Consider the following 23,560-nt stretch of genomic DNA (forward strand, 5'->3'; position numbering starts at 1 on the left):
ATGATTTTATAAAAGTACCTTTATAACTTGTCTATATTCATGAATATGAAGAGAATTTTAATAGTCGACGACGAAATAAATATAGGTCTTTTACTATCTAAGTTTCTTACCAGGAACGGCTATGAAGTAGCAATTTCTACCAGCGGAAATACAGCACTGGAAATGCTTGCAAAAGAAAGCTTTAACCTGGTGTTATGCGATTTCAGGCTTGAAGACACAGATGGAAGGGAGATGCTGAAAAAGATCAAACTTCTCTACCCGTCTACAGGAGTAATCATTATAACAGGCTATTCGGATATTAAACTGGCAGTTGAGTTAATTAAAATGGGGGCTTACGATTATATCACAAAACCTCTCTACCCCGATGAAATACTCAACACCATTACCAAAGCCCTGGAAACACAGGAAGTGCTCAGTAAACCTGAAACCACTTCTTCGGTAAATACCACCCAGGTGAAAAAGGAAAAAAACGTGGTTGCCGGCCTTCCTGAGGCATTCATAGTAGGCGAAAGTATTGCATCAAAAGATTTATTAAGACAAATTGAATTAATTGCACCTACCAGCTACAGTGTAATCCTTACCGGAGAGAGCGGAACCGGAAAAGAATCTGTAGCCCAGGCTATTCACATAAAGAGCAACAGGAGAGATAAACCATTTATTGCGATGGACTGTGGGTCTTTAACCAAAGAACTCGCAGGAAGTGAATTTTTTGGCCATGAAAAAGGATCATTTACTGGCGCATTGTATACGAAAATCGGGCATTTCGAAATGGCCAACGGGGGAACACTGTTTCTCGACGAAGTAGGGAACCTCTCTTATGAAATTCAGGCAGCACTGCTCAGAACAGTGCAGGAACGTAAAGTAAAAAGGATAGGCGGAACCAAAGAAATCGAACTCGATGTCAGAATCATCGTTGCTACAAACGAAAACCTGCATGAAGCTATCCAGAAAGGAAGGTTCCGGGAAGATTTGTATCACCGGTTTAACGAATTCAGCATCCATCTGCCCCCTCTCCGCCAGAGAGAAACAGACATCATCCTCTTTGCTCACCAGTTTTTGAAATTCACCAATAAAGAGCTCAACCGGAATGTAGAGGGTTTCTCTGAGGAGGTAACCGAATGCCTGCTCACGTACAACTGGCCCGGCAATGTACGTGAACTTAAAAACGTGATCAGGAGAGCAACTCTTCTCACTGAGACCAATAAAATACAGCTAAAAGCCCTTCCGCTTGAGATTTCAACTTTTGCTAAGGTAGCCGCTATTGAAAATGCAGTGGAACATATCCAGGGAAGGGAAAGCAGAAAAGGCCTGAAGGACGCAGCGCTCGAAGCTGAATATGAAACGATCCTCAGAGTTCTGAAAGAGGTAAATTTTAACAAAACAAAAGCCGCCCAGGTACTGAATATAGACCGTAAGACCTTATACAATAAAATGAAAGCTATTAACCTGGAATAGGAATTGTTATCTCCATATACTTTAACACGCTCAGCGTATTAGGTTAAATTAAACGTGGAGAAACATTCGCCTGATTACGATCACAATAACAGGTTCAATTCCCCCTTTGCCCTTATGGCAGTGGTTCTGATTGCGTGTATTATACCGTCCATTCTCCTTCTCACGTCACCCGGCCCGGACACACCGGCATTCATCAACTTTGCAGGATATAAATCCAGCGGCCCCCTGTATCTTCTATGGCATGTATCAGGAATTTCTTCCGTTATAGCAACTGTTGGTTTTTGCCTGTTTGCAAGGTTACGGACACATTTTGCACCTCCCCTCACCCGGCTGATTCTCCTGAGCTCTATCCCGTCGGTGCTCGCAGAGGGTTTCATGACTATACACAGACTTCCATTCGATATATCTTTCAATATCGCCTGGATCCTTCGGTTTACTTCCTGTATCGTCCCGTTGCTGGCAATAGCCATCCATTACCTCCGGGCGCACCAAAAGAAAAAAGACCTCATACAGTCCCTGCAGGATGAAATCAGCGAGCGGATAATTATCCAGAAGAAACTTGAGGACAGGGAAATTTTCCTTGTAAAAACCCAGGAACAACTAAAACGGAATATAGAAGAATTAACCCGTTCCAATCTTGAACTGGAGCAGTTTGCCTATACTGCCTCACATGACATTAAAGAACCGCTCAGAAAAATACAAGCTTTTGGCAACATCCTCTTAAAGAACTGCGCAAGTGAGTTGTCAACAGATGCAGGAAATTATCTTTCGAGAATGATAAATGCATCTGAGAGGCTGCAAACAATGATTGACGATCTGCTGATGCTATCAACACCAACGGAGAAAGACACCTGCCTGAGACCCGTAAAGCTAAATGACCTGGTTGCCGGCATACTCGCAGACCTTGAATATACAATCGAACAAAAAGGTGCCCGTTTCGATATATCCGTTAATATAACTGTTTCGGGCATCCCCGCGCAGATACGTCAGTTATTGTACAATCTAATCAGCAACTCTCTTAAGTTCAGCAAAAAAGACACACCTCCCTTCATCCAGATAGTGAGTGAGGTTGTTAGTCTGGTACCGAAAAACACAGATACTGCTGGTCAGGCAGTCCCAAAGAAGTTTTACAAAATAGAAGTAAGAGACAATGGCATTGGTTTTGACACACAGAAGTCTGAGAAGATATTCAATAAATTTGAACGCCTGCACTCCAGGTCGGAATATGAAGGCACAGGATTAGGTCTTGCTCTGTGCAAAAAAATTACCGAAAATCACTCCGGTTGCATTGTTGCGGAAGGAAAAGAGAACGATGGGGCTTGCTTTAGAATATATCTGCCCGTTTAATTAGTGCATATATGCATCCTGTTAAAATATTATTGGTTGATGACGACGAAGAGGACTTCATTATAACCCGCGAAATTCTTTCGGGCGGGCCAGGTGGAGATATGTATCAATTATACTGGTGCAACAGATATGAAGCAGCAATCAATTCTATGCTAAAGGGTCATTATGATATTTATCTTGTTGATTACCGGCTTGGCAGACATTCGGGGCTGGACTTGTTAAGGGAAGCCATCAAGTCAAATTGCCTTGACCCTCTGATTATCCTGACCGGAAAAGGCGACCGGAAAACCGATGAAGAGGCTCTTATGCTTGGCGCAGCCGATTATTTAACCAAAGCCGAAATTAACTTCGATACACTAACACGCGCCATCCGGTACGCTCTCAGGCACCATAACACCATCGGACAGTTAAAAACAAGTGAAAGCAAGTTCAGGGTGCTCTTTGAGCGCTCTAAGGATCCCGTTATCATCACAGATTCAACCGGTACCGTTTACGACGCAAACGGCTCGATTTTATCGTTTCTCGATACCACCTTTGAAGAACTGAAAAAGAAAAATATCATCAGCTTCTTTGCAGATCCCGGCGATATCGAACATTTCATTTCCCAGATACAGCGTTACGGAGTTGTAAAAGATCTGGAACTCGAAATAGTAACATCCCGTGGCAGACGGAAGCATTGCAGGGTTTGGTCATTCATCCAGATCCTGCAACATGGAAACAGCGAACTTTATTACACCATTATTCACGAAACCGAAAAGAGTACGAACGAAATAAAAATTCCGGATGATTTTGCAGAAAGCTTTACCCGCCTGATGGCAGAGGAAGTCTACACTCCATTATCCAGTATTAATTTTGCAACCGAAGAACTCCTCAACAACCTGGATAAGCAAAACCCTGAATTAATTTCTATCATCAACAAGAACTGTGAACGGATCAGAACTATAACATCCTCACTGATCTCCGCCTCCCGGAAACACGGCAAGCAGAAGGTCTGAGCGCAAATTTCATTCTCTCAGCATGCTATTTCGCTCCCAAACAATTTGAATTAATTAAAACAGTTAATATCAAAATTTTGTATTAATATTGGTTAAATAATACTTTAAAACTTAAACTACTAAATCATGAACGACAATACTAAGGTTCTGGTAGCATTGCTTGCAGGCGTAGCCGCAGGAGCAGCATTAGGGATTTTATTTGCCCCTGAAAAAGGGTCAGATACCCGCGACAAGTTAAATGATGCTTTGAAAAATCTGGGTGATTCCATCAAAGACAAAGCAGCTGAAGAGATCGAAAATCTGACATCGTTGAAAGACAAGGTTGTTGACAACATTAAAACCAGATTCGCAGCAGCTGAAGAGGAATTCGCAACTCAGAATTCAGAAAGTCAGGTTTAATAATTTTTATAAAGTTCTGATCTCTTAACTATACTCTATGTCAGAAACTCAAGAACAGAATCAGCAGGATATCGTTTCCTTACTAAAGGAATATATTACAACCAAACTGGAACTTGCGCGGCTGAGCGCTATCGAACGGCTTACAGTCGTAGTTTCAAGCCTGATTACAATTAGCTGTGTGGTGGTAGCGGCTCTTTTAACGTTCCTGTTTGCATCCTTAACTCTTGCATTCTTTCTGGGCGAACTTCTCGATTCTTATGCTGCAGGATTCGGCATTGTAGCGCTCCTGTATCTCGTTGTGGCAATTGTAATTGCTAAAACGAAAGAGAAGTATATCAATAAATACCTTCAGGACTTTATTGTTAAGTTAATATTCAATAATAAGAAGAAATAGATGGAAAAGGCTTTTAGCAGCCTGGCAGAGCTACAGGCGGAAATTGATCTTTTAAAGGTACGGAGCTTTCAGCAGGAAGAGGCCTTAAAAGAATCCCTGAGCAGTCCTGCTGCTGTATTTAATACAGTAAAAGGCTTTTTCAAGTCAGGCAACAACAAAAAATCTTTAACATCAGATCTGTTAAGTCAGGATGCTATAACAAGTGTTGCCCGGATTGTGCTTCCTTTGTTTATGAATGGTGTTTTGTTCAGAAAATCAGGATTTATCACCAAAACGATCATTACTTTCCTTTCGCAGAAAGTAGCAAAACAAGTAAACTCTAATGCAGTTTCGGGCATTATGGATAAAGTAAAAGATTTTTTTAAAAAAAAGAGAAGTCCGCAATTCAGCAATTTCGGAGTTAAACAAACCAGCCGCCGGTCTGTAGATTACGGCATTCCTCCTGACAGCGAGAGTTATTAACACAAACAGAAAGAGGCTCCCGATGGAGCCCTTTCTGTTTGTGTTAATATTTATCTTTCTCTTAAAGCTTACTCAAAAAGTCCTCATAAGCCAACTGAATCCCTTCTTCCAGTTCCACCTTGTGCTTCCAGCCATAAGAATGCAGCTTTGATACATCCATCAGCTTCCGCGGGGTACCATCCGGCTTGGTGGTATCAAATTCCAGCTCTCCTTCAAACCCGATGATCTTCTTTACCGTCAGGGCCAGTTCCTTAATGGTGACATCCTCCCCTGTACCGATGTTGATCAGGTTGGGTTCATTATACGTCTCCATCAGCGATACGCAGGCATCCGCCAGGTCGTCGGCAAACAGGAATTCTCTCTTTGGGCTACCGGTTCCCCAGATCACTACTTTATCTTTTCCTCCTGTCTTTGCTTCATGAAACTTGCGGATCAATGCGGGCAGCACATGTGAGTTTTCAGGGTGGTAGTTATCGTTATATCCATACAGGTTGGTGGGCATAACGGATACGAAATTACATCCATACTGGTCACGGTATGCATCGCATAACTTGATCCCGGCTATCTTGGCTATGGCATAGGGCTCATTGGTTGGCTCTAATGTGCCGGTCAGCAGATATTCTTCTTTTAATGGCTGGGGGGCCATCTTTGGATAAATACAGCTGGATCCCAGGAACATCAGCTTCTTTACGCCTTGTACATAAGCGTTATGGATAATGTTGTTCTGGATCATCAGGTTGTCATACAAGAACTCACCCCTGTAGGTATTATTGGCGATGATCCCTCCTACCTTGGCGGCGGCCAGAAATACATAGTCGGGCTTTTCCTGTTCAAAGAACTCAGCCACTGCTGCCTGGTTCCTTAAATCCAGCTCAGAGGAGCTGCGGGTGATAATGTTTTCGTATCCTTCTTTTTGTAATTTTCTGAATATTGCCGAACCAACCATTCCTTTGTGGCCGGCAATGTAGATCTTAGAGTTTTTTTCCACGGACGAGAACTATTTTGCCAAAGATAAAGATTCTGGGCACATCTGCCGAATACTTCTCTGTGATCCCCCTAAGATGAGACTCAATTGTATAAAGCATCGAACCCATTTCACATAGAATGCGTTCAGGACAGGTTAGGGTCAGAGATAAGGAAATCCCTTCCCTGATATGAAAAATGATTATACAATCTTCCGGTCGAAAGCACGGCAATAGCACAGTGAGTGCACCATAAGTGCACCTTTATGATGAAAAAGGTGCACTTATGGTGCACTCACTGTGTTATTGATGTACACTGGGGTGAAAGCAGGCACGACCGGATAACGGAAATAATTTTCGCTATGCACTTGTTTGGCTGCCACCAGGGAAGACATTGCCCGGGAGGCTATCAGTTTCTTTCTTGTGATGCTATGGAAGCCCAGCGTACAATTGATACGGCGCTTTTCACAGGCACTAAAGTAAAACCCTTACAGATCACAGATTTTTCAATATGTTTGCGTCAATTTTGACTAATGGGAAAAGATAAGTTAAGGAGATTTGCAGAGGTTGCAACTTTTGCAAACGTTCATCAATTGGATGAGGGAAAAAAGTTTAAAGGATCCTGGAGCTCAGAACACTTCAAAAATGCCAAACCCCTTATTCTGGAACTTGCCTGCGGCAAGGGTGAATACACGGTGAATATGGCAAAACTCTTTCCGGAAAAAAACTTTATTGGATTAGACTATAAAGGCAACCGCATCTGGAGGGGAGCTAAAACAGCACTTGAAGAAAACATTGAAAATGTTGCTTTCCTCAGGATCCAGATAGAAAATATACTGGATTACTTCGGGGACCAGGAAGTATCAGAAATCTGGATTACATTTCCCGATCCGCAGCCTCAAATAAGCAGGGAAAAGAAACGCCTGACGTTTCCGGGCTTCCTGGAGAAATATAAAAGGATCCTCAAGCCAGGCGGCATCATTCATCTTAAAACCGACAACGACGGACTTCATGCCTATACGTTTGAAAAGATCGGGGAACTGCAACTCAGGCTGCACAGTAAAACGGAGGATCTGTATCATTCCGACCTGGTAAATGACGTGTTGTCCATTAAAACTTATTACGAAAAGAAGTATCTTGCACATGATAAAAACATCAACTACCTCAGTTTTAGTTTTGATTAATGGACAAGGAGAACTTTTTCGAAAGAGTTTATGACATCGTCAGACAAATTCCTTACGGAAGGGTCACTTCTTACGGAGCAATAGCAGAATATCTGGGCACAAAAGGTTCATCCAGAATGGTGGGATACGCGATGAACGCTTGCGGCACCGCATATCCACCGGTACCGGCACACCGGGTGGTCAATCACCAGGGACTTTTAACTGGCAAGAGGGCTTTCGCTTCGCCTAACCTGATGCAGGAATTGCTTCAAAGTGAAGGCATAGAAATTAAAAACGACAAGGTGATGGATTTTAAACATGTTTTCTGGCATCCTGCAGATCTGCAGACCATGTCTTAAGACATATTGTTACGTACTATCATAACTTCTAATTATGGGTAAACTAGTTGAAGATTTTAATACTTACCGCAGCCGGATGAATGAGCGGGTTATGGAAACGGCCAATACTAACATCAAACGGTTCTTTGCGCTGGATACTACCTCCTATGCGGAGGGGGCACTGGATGTAAAGACCAAGGAAATGCTCGGGCTGGTTGCGTCTATGGTTTTAAGATGTGACGATTGTATTAAATACCATCTCGGAAAATGCCATGAAGCCGGCGTTAGTTCTGAAGAGCTGAATGAGGTATTTATGATCGCGAACCTGGTAGGCGGCTCTATCGTTATTCCTCACTATCGCAGGGCGGTTGAATACTGGGATGAGCTTTGCGCCGGTAAATAATGTCTGTCTTTTGCTTTAATTAAAATGGTATCAACTTCCGAATCGAATAGTCCTGTTATCAGATGTGCCTGGTGTGGTTCTGACCCGCTATATGTTAAATACCATGATGAAGAATGGGGAAAGGAAGTTCATGATGACAAAACTCTTTTTGAATTCCTCATCCTGGAATCGGCGCAGGCCGGGTTAAGCTGGATCACTATCTTAAAAAGAAGAGAAAATTACAGAAGAGCGTTTGCCAACTTTGACCCTGTTAAAGTTGCTGCCTTCGGACCAGATGATATTGAGCGCTTAATGGCAGACAGCGGCATTATCAGGAACCGTTTGAAAGTTGAAGCAGCAATAAGTAATGCAAAATGCTTCCTCAAAGTGCAGGAAGAGTTTGGTTCATTCGACAAATACCTGTACTCTTTTATGCCCGGCGGAAAACCTATCGTCAATACCTGGTCTGATCACAGAAATGCACCTGCAAAAACGGATATATCAGATGCGATCTCGAAAGACATGAAAAAACGCGGTTTTAAATTTTTCGGAACCACCATTTGCTACGCGCATATGCAGGCTACGGGAATGGTCAATGACCATATTGAAAATTGCGCATTCAGGTGATCGACAGGGCATTGTCTGAACCTGATACAACGACATCAAGAGACTGTAGCTATATCCGTAAATCAGCAGTTCAAAACCAGACGAGAGGATAAGCTATCCTTCATTTTCCCGTTATTGTAAGATTGTATTCTCCGGAAGAAGATTAATTTTATTGTTGCTACCTTTGGCTCAGCACCGAATGTGTGTCACTCACAGGATCGGTAAAATCGTCAATATCCGGAATACTTTAATATTAATCTGTACGACACTAACAATGAAAAAACTCTTTCTTTTAGACGGTATGGCCCTCATTTACAGAGCGCACTTTGCTTTAAGCAAAAATCCGCGCTTTACTTCGGGGGGAATTAACACTTCTGCAATTATGGGCTTCACCAACACCCTGCTGGAAGTACTGAAAAAGGAAGCACCAACTCATATGGCGGTCGTATTCGATACGGATGCACCGACAGAACGTCACGTGGACTTTGCAGACTATAAGGCCCACAGGCAGGCAATGCCGGAAGATCTTGCTGCTGCCATTCCTTATGTTGTACGCCTGATCGAAGGGTTCAACATCCCCGTAATTACTTCCGACGGATATGAAGCCGACGATATCATAGGGACATTGGCAAAAAAAGCAGAAAAAGCTGGCTACACGGTTTATTGCATGACGCCTGATAAAGACTTTGCCCAGCTGGTGTCTGAGAATATTTTTATCTATAAGCCATCCCGCATGGGAAGCGACATAGAAATCTTAGGGGTACCTGAAGTATTGGCAAAATGGGAAATCGAACGGGTAGACCAGGTGATAGATATTCTCGGCCTCTGGGGAGATGCTGTGGATAATATTCCGGGAATACCAGGTGTTGGAGAAAAGACGGCAAAAACGCTTATAAAGCAGTATGGTTCTGTTGAAAACATCATAGCCAGCAGTCACGAACTGAAGGGCAAACTGAAAGAAAACATAGAACAATATAAAGAACAGGGCCTTATATCCAAAAAGCTGGCTACTATTATGCTTAACGCGCCTGTTGAGCTGGATGAGGAAGCACTGCAGATCAATCCACCAAGCCGGGAGAGGCTGGAGCCCCTGTTTATGGAACTTGAATTCAGAACAATAGGAAGGCGGGTATTTGGAGAGGAATTTAATGTTACGAATGTAAAACAGGTGAGTTATGGCCAGCAGACCGATCTGTTTGGTCAGCCTGTGGAAAAGATCGAGATAAAGACAGAAACGATTGTTGAGCCGGTTTCTCCTTCTAAAAATATCGAGAATACTCCGCATGATTATGAGTTAACAGACACAGCTGAGAAAAGACAAGCGTTGATATCCACCCTGGAGAAACAGTCATTTATCTGTTTCGACACTGAGACAACATGCACCGACGCGAATAATTGCGAGCTGGTGGGGATGTCGTTTTCGATTGAGAAAGGCAAAGGCTGGTATGTTCCGGTCTCTTCGGACCAGGATGAAGCAATGAAGATAGTTTCGGAATTCCGGCATATCTTTGAGAACCCTTCCATCAAAAAGATCGGACAGAATCTGAAATACGATATCCTCGTGCTAAACTGGTACCAGGTGTATGTGAAAGGAGAACTGTTCGATACAATGATCGCTCATTACCTGCTCGATCCGGACACACGCCATAACATGGACCTCCTTTCGGAAAATTATCTGGGGTACAGCCCGGTCTCTATTACCACGCTTATTGGTGCGAAAGGAAAGAACCAGGGCAATATGCGGGATGTGGAAGTAGAAAAGGTTAAAGAATACGCCGTTGAAGATGCAGACGTCACCCTCCAGTTAAAAGATACTTTTGCTCCCCTCCTTGAAAAAGCAGAGGCCCGCGAGCTGGCAGAAAAAATAGAAAATCCTCTGATTTACGTATTGGCGGATATGGAGAGAGAGGGAGTGAAAGTGGATGAGCCGGCACTGGCTGAATATTCCAAACAACTTGAATCTGAAATCAGGTTGCTGGAGCAGACAATCTGTGATAAAGCAGGGGTACGTTTCAACATTGCGTCGCCCAAACAGCTCGGAGAAGTCCTGTTTGATAAACTTCAGCTGGATCCCAAGGCAAAGAAGACAAAAACAGGGCAATACCAGACAGGGGAAGATGTATTGACAGCCTTAGCCAACAAGAGCGATATTGCGAAAGATATTCTCGACTTCCGCCAGCTTCAGAAATTAAAATCGACCTATGTTGACGCTTTGCCGCTTATGATCAACCCTAAAACAGGAAGGATCCATACCTCGTATAACCAGGCGGTGGCAGCTACGGGTCGTCTAAGCTCTAACAACCCCAATCTTCAGAATATTCCGATCAGGACTGAAAGGGGCCGTGAAGTAAGAAAAGCCTTCATTCCCCGGGACGAGAATCATGTAATCCTCTCTGCCGATTATTCGCAGATAGAGTTGCGGCTGATAGCGGAAATCAGCAAAGACGAGAATATGATGGATGCTTTCGCCAAAGGGCTGGATATCCATACTGCGACGGCGGCGAAGGTATACGGAGTTCCGCTTGAGGAGGTGGATTCAACCAAAAGAAGGAACGCCAAAGCTGTAAATTTTGGAATTATTTATGGTCAGTCAGCTTTTGGACTGTCTCAGAACCTTGGCATCCCCCGGAAGGAGGCAGCGGAAATTATTGAAGAATATTTCAGGCAATATTCGGGGATAAAAAGATACATGAATGATACCATGAACTTTGCCCGGGAAAATGGATATGTACAAACCCTCATGGGCAGGCGGCGCTACCTGCGGGATATCAACTCCGCGAATGCGACGGTAAGAGGGTTTGCTGAACGAAACGCCATTAATGCCCCCATCCAGGGTTCTGCAGCAGATCTGATAAAGATTGCAATGATCAATATCCATAATGATCTGAGGGAGCAGAATTTATTATCAAAAATGACAATGCAGGTGCATGACGAACTTGTTTTTGAGGTTCCTTTGCAGGAAATCGATCTTGTGAAACCGATTATTGAAGATCGCATGAAGAATGCAATAAAGACAAGCGTTCCGATTGTAATTGAAATAGGAACGGGCACAAACTGGCTTGAGGCACATTAGAAAAATGAAAGAACGACTATCCGGCTTTATTATTTTTATACTCCTGGGCTTTTGCTTTTCAGCAAGCGGACAACCAGAGAAACAAACTGTGTTTGAACGAACACCGGATAGTCTCTATAACTTCTTTTTCGACAGTCAGTACTACCTCACCGATAAGAATTGCGAGTTTTACGAGATCAAAAGGACGTGTTCATACAACACGGCATTTAAAACATTTGACGGCCGTTTTACCGATACAGATACTAATGGAAACATACTCCTGACAGGCACCTATAAGGATGGCAGGAAACAGGGCTCTTTCCAGGCGTTTTATCCGGGAGGGGTGTTAAAATGGCAGGCAGAGTTCCTGGATGATGTACCTGTAAAAACCTGGTATTACTTCTACCCGGACGGGCGGCCACTGAGTATCCTTAAAGTGGAAAATGGAGAAGTACTGATTACGGATGCCTGGGATGTCAAAGGGCGGGTAACAGTTAAAAACGGGACCGGGAAGTTTTCGCTGGAAGACCCGCAGTTCGGCTTCAATGAGCAGGGCTATGAGGCTGTCATTTACCGGGGTTCTCTGAAAGACGGGAAGCCGGAAGGCACATGGAGGATACTAAGGAAGTTTTCGGGGAGTGATTATGAAACGGCAGCGATAGAGACCTTTTCGGACGGAAAGTTCATAGCGGGGATCTCCCAGGCTGATGGAAATATATCTTACAAAAAGTCGAGGATCCTTTTTGCGGCGAGTCATCCATTCACTAATGCAGAACGGTTTGTAGCCAAGAACTGTAACATTGATGAGCATTTTAATTTCACGATCTACCTGAGCAATTACCTCACTGAAAATTTCAGAGCCGAGCTGCCTTTGGGCGATACTGAGCGAACGTTAGAACTTTCACTCGAGGTTAATAAAAACGGGCAGCTATCGGGAGTTACGCTCCTTAAGGGTTTTGATGATAAAACGGCAGATAAGTACCTTCTCCAAATTCTTTATTCAATAGGATACTGGATTCCATCGCAAAAAGCAGGGAAAGTGATCAATGATACCCTTACTGTCAGAATTGATATTACAGCAGAAAACGCAGGTAAAATGACATTTTCAAATGTCCGGATAAGCAGGAAAACAGGATCATAGGTATATATACCTGATTTGTAACAAAATAAAAATGATTAAAACTATTATCAAAATTAATGTTTTGTTGTTTTTCAGGTATATAATTTCATAACTTTCAAAACAGAATAACAACGTTCAAATTATGGTTGTAATCCATGTAAGCGCAGAGTGTTACCCGGTAGCTAAGGTGGGGGGGCTCGGCGATGTTGTAGGTTCTCTACCTAAATATCAGCAGGCTGCGGGTATCACGTCGATGGTGGTAGTTCCTTATTATGACAGGCAATTTGCAAGAGAAAGCAGCCTGGAAGTAATTTATCAGTCAGAGGTTCCTCTGGGCAACAAAATGCTTTCTTTTGAGGTACTGAAGGAAAGTACAGACAAACTTGGTTTTCCGCTTCATTTAATAAGAATTCCAGACCTTCTAGACAGGCCTGACATCTACTCTTACCCCGACGAAACTGAGCAGTTTGTGGCTTTTCAGCTTGCGGTCCTTGAGTGGCTGCTGCAATTTGGGGAGAAGCCCGATATTGTTCATTGCCACGATCACCAGGCAGCGCTGATTCCATTCCTGATGAACCATTCTTTCAGGTACAACCGGCTGACCAACATTCCAACTGTTCTGACTATTCATAACGCGCAGTACCAGGGTTGGTTCGGGTGGGACAAATATCATTATCTGCCCGACGTAGATCCCTGGAAGTGGGGGATGCTTGACTGGCAGGGCAGCATCAATCCCCTGGCATGCGGAGTAAAAAGCTGCTGGGCATATACTACTGTTTCTCCAAGCTATCTGGAAGAGTTAAAAACTAATTCGAATGGACTGGAAGAGCTGTTTATACTCGAGGAAGCTAAAAGTAAAGGAATCATCAACGGGATAGACACCAATGTCTGGAATCCTGCTACAGATGCGATGATCCCATGTAACTATCATATTGACAACGTCAGCAAAGGCAAGCAGGAAAATAAGAGAACAATCTGCAAAGACTTCGGCCTGTCTCTCTCCAAGCCGCTTGTTGCGTTTATCGGACGCCTTGTGCATGAAAAAGGGGCAGACCTCCTTCCGGAAGCGATCAGTCACCTCCTCACATCGTTAAAAGGGAAAGTAAGCGTGCTGGTGCTGGGTTCAGGAGATCCGGTAATAGAAGAAGCACTGGCGGGATTGAGGAATACGTATAAGAAAGATTATAATGTATTTATCGGCTATGATGAAGCGCTGTCGCATGTTATATATGCAGGTGCCGATTTTATTCTTATGCCGTCGAGAGTAGAGCCCTGCGGGCTGAATCAATTATATGCATTAAGATACGGAACTATCCCAATTGTGCGGAGTACAGGAGGATTAAAAGATACGGTCATTGATTTTTCGGAAACAGACGGATATGGCGTTCGTTTCACGGAAGCAGATCCGGAAGCAATAGCAGAGGCGGTAACCAGAGCTACAGAGTTGTGCTCAAACACGCCGGGCATTAGATTGTTAAGAAAAAGGATGATGAACCTTGATTTTTCATGGAATCGTTCGGCGGATGAATATATCGACCTTTATAAGAGCCTAAATAATTTAAACATATGATGTCGAAAGTAATTGCAGTTATTCTTGGAGGGGGACAGGGGACCCGTCTGCACCCTCTTACTGCCACACGTTCAAAGCCGGCTGTTCCTATTGCCGGAAAATATCGCCTGGTTGATATCCCGATCTCAAACTGTCTTAATTCCGGAATAGACCGTATTTTCGTTTTAACCCAGTTTAATTCGGCTTCTCTTAATAAACATATTAAGAATACCTATCATTTTAATGTATTCAGCAATGGTTTTGTCGATATTCTCGCGGCAGAGCAAACGCCGAGTAACAGTGGCTGGTTCCAGGGTACCGCTGATGCGGTAAGGCAGTCGCTTCATCACATCTCGCCTTTCGAGTTCGATTATGTATTGATCCTTTCTGGAGACCAGCTGTATCAGGCAGACTTTAACGACATGATCAAAAAGCATGCTGAGAATAAAGCGGATGTGACCGTTGCCACTATTCCTGTGACAGCAAAGGATGCTTCTTCTTTCGGGATCATGAAAACCGATGAGAATAATAATATTATCTCATTTATCGAAAAGCCGAAAAGCGGACTTGAAGAATGGACTTCGGAGGTAGATGACCAAATGAAAGCCCAGGGACGGCTGTACCAGGCTTCAATGGGAATTTACATCTTCAACAGGGAAACTATCTATAACACCCTGATGAATGATCCTCACACGGACTTTGGAAAGGAAATCATTCCCGAGGCTATTACCAAACAAAAGGTTATTAGCTATCAATACGATGGATACTGGACGGATATTGGTACTATTCCCTCGTTCTTTGAGGCTAACATCGGCTTAACTGATAATATTCCTCAGTTCAACCTGTTTGATAAGAGAAGTATTTTTTCAAGGGCCAGAATGCTTCCGCCTTCCAAGATCCTTGGAACTACTCTTGAAAAGACCATTATCGCAGATGGTTGCATCATAGATGCCAGCCGCATTGAAAGGTCTGTAATCGGGATACGTACACGCATCGGCCGCGGCACTACTATCGAATGCAGTTATATCATGGGGTGTGATTACTACCAGACTCTTGAGCAACTGGGAGAAGCTAAGGCTACAGGTGCGCCGATAATGGGTGTGGGAGAGAGATGCTACATCAAAAATGCTATCCTCGACAAGAATTGCCGCATCGGAAATGATGTGAGAATTAACGGTGGCCCTCATCTCGAAGATGGCGATTATGAAAAGTACACGGTAAGAGATGGGATTGTAGTGATCAAAAAGACGGCTGTGATACCGAATGGAACGGTGATTTAGGAGTAAAAAGTTGAAAGTAAAAGCGAATTAACTTTTTACTTTCAACTTTTTACTTTCAACTCCCAATGCTATAGCTCAATCGAACTTCCGATGTCCGGGAGCCTCAAATTAAGCCCTGCATGTTCAAATTTTGCCAGGGCTTCTTTTTTGTCTATTTTAATATAGCCGAAAGTATCGTAGTGCATTCCGATGATCTCGGTACAATTAATGAATTTAGAAGCGATAATAGCATCGTCTACCCCCATGGTAAAATTGTCGCCTATCGGAAGAAAAGCTACATCTAAGGAGTAGAGCTCACCTGTCAGTTTCATTTCCTGGGTTAAAGCTGTATCGCCTGAATAATAAATGATCTTATTGTCTGCATGAATAATAAACCCCGCAGCTGTACCTCCGTAAGTACCGTCGGGAAGTGAATTTGAATGAGCGGCGAACACCATTTTTACCTTTCCGAACTCAAATGACCATTGGCCGCCGAGGTTCATCGGGTGAGTATTGGTCACTCCTCTCGTTCCAAGCCATTCTGCAATTTCAAAGGAGCAAACAACGGTGGCACCCGTGCGGCTGGCTATAGGCACAAGATCCGCTGTATGATCGGAGTGGCCGTGGGAAACCAGTATGAAATCAGCTTCTATTGTATCGGGATCAATGTCTTTTGCAAGTTCATTGGGGGTTATAAATGGATCGAATAATATTTTCGTGCCCTGCAGCTCGAGGAGAAAACAGGACTGGCCATAATAGGTTGCCTTCATTTTATAATGAATTTATTGTCCTCCAAAAAGATTTCCCAGTCCGCCCAGCATATTCTGGCTCAACGCCTGCATCTCAGACTGATGCACGTTCTCTGCCTGTTCTATCGCCTTATTTACCGCAACAGCAAGCAGTTCTTCCAGCTCCTCTTTGTCGGCAGCTCCGAATAGCTCATTGTCGATCTGAATGGATGTTATGTATTTGTTTCCGGTTGCAGTGACCCTGATTTTCCCGCCTTCTGCTTCTCCGCTTACCGTTACAGCGTCTAACCTTTTTTTTATTTCATCAGCCTGTTGCTGAACCTGAAGTAATTTATCAAACATATTGAATCAGATATATTAAAATTAACAGCAGTGCTATTGAAATGTTCACTGCGTGGTACGTAGAATCTGAGGGGTAAGAGGTTTGGATATAAAGCCATTTACTGTAGGGTAGGTTTCGGCCCTGAGCTTATCTTTCTCATCCACGGACGAACTCACAATAAAAATCTTTATATCCTTGGTGATGCCCGCCCGCAGCTTATCGTATTGGTCAAGGAAATCCCACCCATCCATTCCGGGCATGTTTAAGTCCAGAAGAATTACATCAGGAAGGTCCCGGGTATTATCATGATGATCTGCCAGATATTCAAGAGCCTTGGTTGCTTCCATATAACTCGAATATTCGTCGTAGATCATGTGCTTGGCTATCATGATTTGCGCAATTCTCTGATGAATAGGATCATCATCAATAATAAAAACCTTACTCATTGTGGCTTAGACCTTTAAATGTATGTTTACTGATTTTTCAGAATAGTTTATCCTCTTTCACCCATTTGTATTTACCACTACGGCTATTTCAGTGTATCTATCTGCAACAATTGTTAAACATACAAAATTGCGAGAAATCAATCAACAATAATATATCGTGATTTCACAACCCTAGTCTTCAGATGTATCTCCGTTTCCTGTATAAGCAGATTTTCTAACAATTGGCATCCCCACTATCTTAAAAAGCTCATCTAACTGTAACAGACTGCCATTTGTTAGGTTGCAAAGCAACACAATAGTTACATCTGCTGTGAGATCCCGCAAATAAATGTGCCTGAAACCATGCCACCAGCCGGTGTGATATACTACTTTGTGTCCGTCTCCTTCAAAAATACGCCAGCCATAACCATAATTGAAATGACCTCTAACTAATGTATTATGCCCGGTATAAGCGGAATCCTGCCAGGCTTTAGAAATTAGCTTTCCCTTTAACAGGCTGCGGTCGAATAGTAAAAGGTCGTGTACAGTACTATAAATTCCTTTATCTCCCACAGGGCCATCAAGGAAGTTTTGAACAACGGAATACCGCCATGTCCTGTCGTGCCCTACCACGTCAACCGGGATCTTCTCATATTCAGATTTCGAATAAACTGCTGTATTTGTCATACCGCATGGTTTAAAGACATTCTCTTTCATAAACTGGGAATATCTCATTCCGGTAACCTTCTCTATAATGGCTCCCAGGATCATAAAGTTCGAATTATTGTAATGGAACTTCACGTTTGGCCGGGTGTAAGGAGCAGGCTTATTTTGTGCAATGAGCTTCATCACATCGTCATTGGTGATCCCTTTGCTTTCATCTTTTTTCTGAGCTTTCCACAGCCGGTCTACAAAATACACATAGTTCATTAAGCCAGAACGATGAGAAAGGAGCATACGGATAGTAATTCCCGGATAGGGAAAATCCGGATAAAAGTCGTTCACTGTTTGGTCCAGCTTAAGTTTTCCCTGTTCAACCAGCATTAATATGGCGGTGGCAGTCATCGGTTTAGAAACCGAAGCCAGCTCGAATACGGAATTAATCTTCAGGCTATCCCGGTGCAGGTAATCAGCCCAGCCTATAGCGTTCTGATAAATAATCTTCCCCTTCTTTGCTACCAGGACGTTTCCGTTAAATCCTCTTTTTTGGTGCAGGTTCTGCATGAAATCGTCTATCCGCTTATCGGCCTTTTTGCTGTCATATATTAAAAGAAGGCTATCCGATTTATCATCTTCAACAGTTCTTTCTGTTTTATTCTTTTTATCGGATGAGCAGGAAGTACAGGTAATGACTGAACAAAGTAAACTAAGAGCGACAACACAGAAACGGGTCATATTACTTAAGCTAATTCTATATTAAAAGGCGAAAATCAGAAATTATTACAAAAGCAGGTTAAAAGAGTTTTAAACAATCCTTTCTCCTGCCTTCCCCGAGCCTCCGGTTTCCTTACACAGATAACGCAATTATTAGCGTCATCCCTCTTCTCAGCAATTCCAGGTCAGCAGGAATCAGAAGCCGGTATTGCTCATAGTTCCCAACCGGGGAGCCAGGCTCTTCATTCCGTATCAAAAACATGACTTAAATCATGACAAAATTTGTTCTAATATCACGTTTCGAAAAACGCATATTGAACATTTTTATATAAGTTTGTGCGATCAAAAAACCCTAAAATCATGAATTTCAGAATAGAACATGACACAATGGGCGAAGTACAGGTTCCTGCAGACAAATACTGGGGAGCTCAGACTGAACGCTCAAGAAACAACTTTAAAATAGGGCCCGAAGCCTCAATGCCGAAAGAGATAGTCGATGCGTTTGCATATTTGAAAAAAGCAGCGGCATACACCAATACAGATTGCGGTGTGATGCCTGCCGAAAAGCGTGATCTTATTGCTAAAGTATGTGATGAAATCCTGGAAGGAAAACTCTATGGCGAGTTTCCGCTTGTTATCTGGCAGACAGGATCGGGAACCCAGTCTAACATGAATGTGAATGAAGTGGTTGCTAACCGGGCACACGTACTTCAGGGAAATAAACTCGGGGAAGGAAAAACCTTCATACATCCGAATGATGATGTAAATAAATCCCAGTCTTCGAACGATACTTATCCGACAGCAATGCATATTGCTGCCTATAAAATGGTAACTGAAGTTACGATTCCCGGTGTAGAGAAACTGAGAGATACATTAAAAGCGAAAGCAGAAGCGTTTAAAGATGTTGTAAAGATCGGACGTACGCATTTAATGGATGCAACGCCACTGACACTGGGGCAGGAATTTTCCGGCTACGTATCACAACTGGATCACGCACTGAAGGCTATTAAGAATACTCTTGATCACCTGGCAGAACTTGCACTGGGCGGAACTGCGGTTGGTACGGGAATCAATACGCCTAAAGGTTATGATGTTAAAGTTGCTGATTATATAGCACAATTCACCGGGCTCCCTTTCAGAACGGCAGAGAATAAGTTTGAAGCACTTGCTTCTCATGACGCGATGGTAGAATCGCACGGAGCATTGAAACAACTGGCAGTAGCATTGATGAAAATCGCCAACGACATCAGAATGATGGCTTCAGGCCCACGTTCAGGAATCGGAGAGATCTTCATCCCGGAAAATGAACCAGGATCTTCTATCATGCCGGGAAAGGTTAATCCTACACAGAATGAAGCAATGACGATGGTGGCAGCCCAGGTAATGGGTAATGATGTTGCGGTCACTATCGGCGGATCTAACGGACATTACGAACTGAACGTATTTAAGCCTGTTATTGCTGCAAACTTCCTTCAGTCGGCAAGATTACTCGGCGATGTATGTGTGTCATTCAATGACCATTGTGCAATCGGAATCGAGCCTAATTATGACGGGATTAAAAGGCATGTTGAAAATTCACTCATGCTGGTAACGGCCCTTAATCCTCATATCGGATACGAGAACGCGGCTAAAATTGCCAAGAAGGCTCATAAAGAAAAGACATCATTACGTGAAGCAGCCCTTGAGCTGGGCTTCCTGACTAATGAACAATTCGATCAGTGGGTTCGCCCTGAAGACATGATCGGCGGATTAAAATAAACAAACAGTTTTAAAACTCCCTCTCTCCGTAAGGGAGAGAGGGAATTTTTTTATATGAGGTTCAACAATTACTATTTTCTATCTCTTTGCCTGGCGTTACTGATCCTAAGTTCGTGCCGGTTTAATCCTAATGTACAGGGACGGGGATCAGCTGAACTACAGGGCTCCTGGAATGAGGAACCTCCTGCATTCGTGGATACCTTACTTCAGTACAGCCAGCATTCCTTTAAATTTACCTGTGATTCTTTTTATGCCACTATCAGCACCAGATCTAAGGTAAACTACTATGATGATCATTGTTTCAATAAAGGGGAGTGGAAAGAATACGCAAAAGGAGTTTATGTTGTAAGTCATGATACACTTTATATCAACGGCACATTTACACAATCAAATTTCAGGCAAAAACTCTCGGGATGTTACCGGATCGGGCAATATGTTCCCGTTTTCCTGGTAAAAAAGCTATCGGCGGAAAGAATAGAATTGTTTGACCTCAGTCAGAATATTCCGGTGATATTAAAACTTAAAGAAAAGTTAACTTGCGATCCCCAACCTTTGTAACAACACCGGGATACCGGAACAATGGGACAGTCGTAACAAGCAGTCTTCAGACATACAGCACAGGCGTTAACTCTTTTATGATTTGATAAATTACATATGAAAAAGCTAAAAATACTTCTGGTTGCAATACTGTTTTTATATCTCCCTCTTCACTCTATGGCGTGGGGGCTTTTAGGACACCGGATTGTAGGTGAGATTGCCGGGCAGCATCTCACAAGTAAAGCGCGGAAAGAAATTCAGAAAATCTTCGGCGCCGAAACGCTTGCAATGAATGCCAACTGGATGGATTTTATTAAATCAGATCCATCGTTTAAATATCTTGATGTGTGGCATTATGTAAACCTGCCGCAGGGCCTGACAGCGGAGCAGGTGGATTCATTCCTTAAGACTGATACCGCAGCGAATGCATTCAATAAAATCCGGTTTGTAGCGGCAGAGCTCAGGAAGAAAACATTACCGATGGACATGAAGCGGATGTATCTGCGCATACTGGTTCATGTGATGGGGGATATACACCAGCCGATGCACTGCGGACGAAGAGAAGACCGCGGCGGGAATGACGTCAAAATTAAGTGGTTTAATAAACCGTCTAACCTGCACACCTTCTGGGATTCTGAGTTCATAGAGTTTCAGCAGCTCAGCTATACAGAATATGCGAAAGCCCTGGATCACCCTACTAAGGAGCAAGTTTCTGCATGGCAGAAAACAGGGCTGAACAACTGGATTTTCGAATCTTACCAAATCAGCGAACAGCTGTATGAGGAAGCAGAGAAAGATCAGAGCTTCAGCTACAGGTATAATTTCGATCATATCGATACTCTCAATGAGCAGTTGTTAAAAGGAGGTATCCGCCTTGCGGGGCTTCTAAACGAGATCTTTTCATAGGCCAATTTAGTTATACTGCGAATGAAAATATTAATGGTGTGCCTGGGCAATATATGCCGCTCCCCGCTCGCACATGGGATAATGGAAAGCATTGTGAAAGAGAAGGGATTGGACTGGGAAATAGACTCTGCGGGAACAGGAGACTGGCACATTGGTTCTCCGCCTGACCGTCGTTCAACGGCTATAGCAAAGAAATACGGTATTGATATTTCCGGTCAGTGCTGCCGGCAGTTTACGTCCGGTGACTTCGATCGTTTTGACAGGATCTATGTGATGGACCGCATGAACCTCCGGGATGTTCTGAGTATGGCACACTCAGAAAATGACCGCAAAAAGGTCAGACTACTTCTGGATAAGGAAGTTGTTCCCGACCCTTACTACGATGATGATCAGTTTGATCCCGTTTTCCTCATGGTGGAAGAGGGATGCCGGAAAATCGTAGAGCAGGAGCTCAGCTAAAAGCTATCAGAGAGCAGGGGCCTCCCTGCTCTTAATATACCCATTGGGAATATCCCGTCACCTCTACCCTGTTGCTGTCTTTAAAAAAAGCGGACCTCCGCTAAATGAATTTAGAATCGGGCTATATACTCTCCTGCTGCTTTTTGTACTTTTGCGCCATGGCGAGTAATAAACCATCCGTGCCAAAGGGTACAAGAGATTTTTCACCCGTGGAAATGGTGAGACGTAATTATATTTTCGACACTATTAAATCTGTGTTCCGGAAGTATGGTTACCAGGAAATTCAAACACCTTCTATGGAAAACCTGAGTACATTAACAGGGAAATACGGAGATGAAGGAGACAAACTGATCTTTAAGATTTTAAACAGCGGGGATTTTTGGGGGGAAGCTGAAAAGCAACAACAAAAAGCGGAGGCTTTTCAATTTAGTTCCAGAAGCCTTCTCCCAGTATTATCGGAGAAAGCCCTCCGTTATGACCTTACCGTTCCTTTCGCCAGGTATGTGGTCATGCATCAAAACGAAATCTCTTTTCCTTTTAAGCGCTTCCAGATTCAGCCGGTATGGCGTGCAGACCGGCCGCAAAAAGGAAGATACCGGGAGTTTTATCAGTGTGATGCCGACGTGGTTGGCTCGGAGAGCTTACTTAACGAAGCTGAATTCGTTCTTATCTACCAGGAAGCGTTAAGCAAGCTCGGTCTCAGGGATTTCACTATTAAGATCAACAACAGAAAGATCTTAACAGGGATCGCGGAGATAATAGGGAAGCCGGAGCTGATAGTAGACATGACAGTTGCTATTGACAAGATTGATAAGATCGGGCTGGATGGAGTTGAAAAGGAATTGCTTGAACGGGGATTCACTTCCGGGGATATAGAGATGCTAAGACCGGTGATCCTGCTTAAGGGAGACAATGCTGAAAAACTTGAAAAATTAAAAGCCGTTCTGGAACCAACTTCTGTGGGCAAGGCGGGCATTAAGGAAATCGAGACAATATTTGACTACCTCGCCCGGCTATCGTCTTCATCCCTTCCAAATGTAGAACTGGATATCACGCTGGCAAGAGGGTTGAATTATTATACCGGTGCAATTTTCGAGGTGAAAACAAACGAGGTAGCGATGGGTAGTATCGGCGGCGGCGGACGCTATGACGACCTCACAGGGATGTTTGGTTTAAAAGGTCTGACAGGGGCTGGAATTTCCTTTGGAGCCGACAGGATCTATGATGTTCTCGACGAGTTGAAGTTATTCCCTGAACAATCGTCGGAGATCACGAAAGTTCTCATCACCAACTTCGACCAGGACGCTGAAAAATATGCACTGCCCTTACTGTTCAGTTTCCGCAATAAGGGGATAGCAGCAGAATTATACCCCTCAGCTGCTAAGATAAAGAAACAAATGGCTTATGCAGACAGCAAGAATATTCCTTTTGTCTTACTGATAGGAAGTGAGGAGATACAGTCAGGAGAATTAACATTGAAGGATATGAAAAGCGGGCAGCAGGAGAAACTGACTAAAGAAGAATTAATAAAGAAGCTTAGTTAACCA

Annotated in this window: 24 protein-coding genes; 19 read left to right on the forward strand and 5 right to left on the reverse strand. The window is 43.4% G+C overall.

All coding sequences use genetic code 11. The features are described from left to right. Nucleotides 1-45: 45 nt before the first annotated feature. The 6 genes from DDR33_RS01220 (at nucleotide 46) to DDR33_RS01245 (ending at nucleotide 5,052) form a co-directional block, all read left to right on the forward strand. Nucleotides 46-1,455, forward strand: coding sequence for a sigma-54-dependent transcriptional regulator (locus DDR33_RS01220; RefSeq protein WP_109414172.1), 1,410 nt, complete (start codon nucleotides 46-48; stop codon nucleotides 1,453-1,455). Between the two features lie 54 nt (nucleotides 1,456-1,509). After that, complete coding sequence (locus DDR33_RS01225; protein ID WP_146198672.1) at nucleotides 1,510-2,802, forward strand: sensor histidine kinase; 1,293 nt, start codon at nucleotides 1,510-1,512, stop codon at nucleotides 2,800-2,802. 11 nt (nucleotides 2,803-2,813) lie between these two features. Then, nucleotides 2,814-3,797, forward strand: coding sequence for a response regulator (locus DDR33_RS01230; protein WP_109413937.1), 984 nt, complete (start codon nucleotides 2,814-2,816; stop codon nucleotides 3,795-3,797). Nucleotides 3,798-3,923: 126 nt separating this feature from the next. Continuing rightward, complete coding sequence (locus DDR33_RS01235) at nucleotides 3,924-4,196, forward strand: YtxH domain-containing protein (RefSeq protein ID WP_109413938.1); 273 nt, start codon at nucleotides 3,924-3,926, stop codon at nucleotides 4,194-4,196. A 37-nt stretch (nucleotides 4,197-4,233) separates the two neighbouring features. Further along, nucleotides 4,234-4,590 (forward strand): phage holin family protein, encoded by a 357-nt coding sequence (locus DDR33_RS01240; protein ID WP_109413939.1) that lies wholly within the window; start codon nucleotides 4,234-4,236, stop codon nucleotides 4,588-4,590. Continuing rightward, nucleotides 4,591-5,052, forward strand: coding sequence for a hypothetical protein (locus DDR33_RS01245; protein ID WP_109413940.1), 462 nt, complete (start codon nucleotides 4,591-4,593; stop codon nucleotides 5,050-5,052). It abuts the gene before it with no gap. A 61-nt stretch (nucleotides 5,053-5,113) separates the two neighbouring features. Here DDR33_RS01245 and fcl read toward each other — a convergent pair whose 3' ends face one another. Next, nucleotides 5,114-6,040 (reverse strand): GDP-L-fucose synthase, encoded by a 927-nt coding sequence (gene fcl, locus DDR33_RS01250; protein ID WP_109413941.1) that lies wholly within the window; start codon nucleotides 6,038-6,040, stop codon nucleotides 5,114-5,116. A 507-nt stretch (nucleotides 6,041-6,547) separates the two neighbouring features. Between fcl and trmB the strand changes: the two genes are divergently transcribed. The 8 genes from trmB (at nucleotide 6,548) to DDR33_RS01290 (ending at nucleotide 15,504) form a co-directional block, all read left to right on the forward strand. Beyond that, a complete protein-coding gene (trmB, locus tag DDR33_RS01255) occupies nucleotides 6,548-7,198 on the forward strand; it encodes a tRNA (guanosine(46)-N7)-methyltransferase TrmB (protein ID WP_109413942.1) in 651 nt (216 codons plus the stop codon). Continuing rightward, a complete protein-coding gene (locus DDR33_RS01260; protein WP_109413943.1) occupies nucleotides 7,198-7,536 on the forward strand; it encodes an MGMT family protein in 339 nt (112 codons plus the stop codon). Before trmB ends, DDR33_RS01260 begins: the two co-directional genes overlap by 1 nt. 34 nt (nucleotides 7,537-7,570) lie before the next feature. Then, nucleotides 7,571-7,918 (forward strand): carboxymuconolactone decarboxylase family protein, encoded by a 348-nt coding sequence (locus tag DDR33_RS01265; protein WP_109413944.1) that lies wholly within the window; start codon nucleotides 7,571-7,573, stop codon nucleotides 7,916-7,918. A gap of 24 nt (nucleotides 7,919-7,942) precedes the next feature. Continuing rightward, nucleotides 7,943-8,524 (forward strand): DNA-3-methyladenine glycosylase I, encoded by a 582-nt coding sequence (locus DDR33_RS01270; RefSeq protein WP_109413945.1) that lies wholly within the window; start codon nucleotides 7,943-7,945, stop codon nucleotides 8,522-8,524. Nucleotides 8,525-8,777: 253 nt separating this feature from the next. Then, nucleotides 8,778-11,576 carry a DNA polymerase I gene (polA, locus tag DDR33_RS01275; protein ID WP_109413946.1) on the forward strand — a complete coding sequence of 933 codons (2,799 nt, stop codon included), beginning with the start codon at nucleotides 8,778-8,780 and terminating at the stop codon, nucleotides 11,574-11,576. A 4-nt stretch (nucleotides 11,577-11,580) separates the two neighbouring features. Beyond that, on the forward strand, nucleotides 11,581-12,696 hold the full coding sequence (locus tag DDR33_RS01280) for a toxin-antitoxin system YwqK family antitoxin (RefSeq protein ID WP_146198673.1): 1,116 nt from the start codon (nucleotides 11,581-11,583) through the stop codon (nucleotides 12,694-12,696). 121 nt (nucleotides 12,697-12,817) lie between these two features. Further along, nucleotides 12,818-14,245, forward strand: coding sequence for a glycogen synthase (locus DDR33_RS01285; RefSeq protein WP_109413948.1), 1,428 nt, complete (start codon nucleotides 12,818-12,820; stop codon nucleotides 14,243-14,245). After that, nucleotides 14,242-15,504 carry a glucose-1-phosphate adenylyltransferase gene (locus DDR33_RS01290; protein ID WP_109413949.1) on the forward strand — a complete coding sequence of 421 codons (1,263 nt, stop codon included), beginning with the start codon at nucleotides 14,242-14,244 and terminating at the stop codon, nucleotides 15,502-15,504. The genes DDR33_RS01285 and DDR33_RS01290 overlap by 4 nt, the downstream gene beginning before the upstream one ends. A 68-nt stretch (nucleotides 15,505-15,572) precedes the next feature. Here DDR33_RS01290 and DDR33_RS01295 read toward each other — a convergent pair whose 3' ends face one another. From DDR33_RS01295 to DDR33_RS01310, 4 genes are all read right to left on the reverse strand, one after another. Further along, nucleotides 15,573-16,253 (reverse strand): metal-dependent hydrolase, encoded by a 681-nt coding sequence (locus tag DDR33_RS01295; RefSeq protein ID WP_109413950.1) that lies wholly within the window; start codon nucleotides 16,251-16,253, stop codon nucleotides 15,573-15,575. A 12-nt stretch (nucleotides 16,254-16,265) separates the two neighbouring features. Continuing rightward, a complete protein-coding gene (locus tag DDR33_RS01300; protein WP_109413951.1) occupies nucleotides 16,266-16,574 on the reverse strand; it encodes a YbaB/EbfC family nucleoid-associated protein in 309 nt (102 codons plus the stop codon). A gap of 45 nt (nucleotides 16,575-16,619) precedes the next feature. After that, nucleotides 16,620-17,000, reverse strand: coding sequence for a response regulator (locus DDR33_RS01305; protein WP_109413952.1), 381 nt, complete (start codon nucleotides 16,998-17,000; stop codon nucleotides 16,620-16,622). Nucleotides 17,001-17,171: 171 nt separating this feature from the next. Next, nucleotides 17,172-18,374 (reverse strand): serine hydrolase domain-containing protein, encoded by a 1,203-nt coding sequence (locus DDR33_RS01310; protein ID WP_109413953.1) that lies wholly within the window; start codon nucleotides 18,372-18,374, stop codon nucleotides 17,172-17,174. 339 nt (nucleotides 18,375-18,713) lie between these two features. Between DDR33_RS01310 and fumC the strand changes: the two genes are divergently transcribed. The 5 genes from fumC to hisS all read left to right on the forward strand — a co-directional run bounded on the left by fumC (nucleotide 18,714) and on the right by hisS (nucleotide 23,557). Next, complete coding sequence (gene fumC, locus DDR33_RS01315) at nucleotides 18,714-20,111, forward strand: class II fumarate hydratase (protein ID WP_109413954.1); 1,398 nt, start codon at nucleotides 18,714-18,716, stop codon at nucleotides 20,109-20,111. A 54-nt stretch (nucleotides 20,112-20,165) separates the two neighbouring features. After that, nucleotides 20,166-20,669 carry a fumarate hydratase gene (locus DDR33_RS01320; protein WP_238387615.1) on the forward strand — a complete coding sequence of 168 codons (504 nt, stop codon included), beginning with the start codon at nucleotides 20,166-20,168 and terminating at the stop codon, nucleotides 20,667-20,669. A gap of 96 nt (nucleotides 20,670-20,765) precedes the next feature. Further along, nucleotides 20,766-21,554: a S1/P1 nuclease gene (locus tag DDR33_RS01325; RefSeq protein ID WP_109413955.1), complete on the forward strand. Its 789-nt coding sequence runs from the start codon at nucleotides 20,766-20,768 to the stop codon at nucleotides 21,552-21,554. A 21-nt stretch (nucleotides 21,555-21,575) separates the two neighbouring features. Then, nucleotides 21,576-22,013 (forward strand): low molecular weight protein-tyrosine-phosphatase, encoded by a 438-nt coding sequence (locus DDR33_RS01330; protein WP_109413956.1) that lies wholly within the window; start codon nucleotides 21,576-21,578, stop codon nucleotides 22,011-22,013. 158 nt (nucleotides 22,014-22,171) lie between these two features. Next, nucleotides 22,172-23,557 carry a histidine--tRNA ligase gene (hisS, locus tag DDR33_RS01335; protein ID WP_109413957.1) on the forward strand — a complete coding sequence of 462 codons (1,386 nt, stop codon included), beginning with the start codon at nucleotides 22,172-22,174 and terminating at the stop codon, nucleotides 23,555-23,557. The last annotated feature ends 3 nt before the right edge of the window (nucleotides 23,558-23,560 follow it).

This window comes from Pararcticibacter amylolyticus (assembly GCF_003130405.1).
Taxonomy (GTDB): domain Bacteria; phylum Bacteroidota; class Bacteroidia; order Sphingobacteriales; family Sphingobacteriaceae; genus Arcticibacter; species Arcticibacter amylolyticus.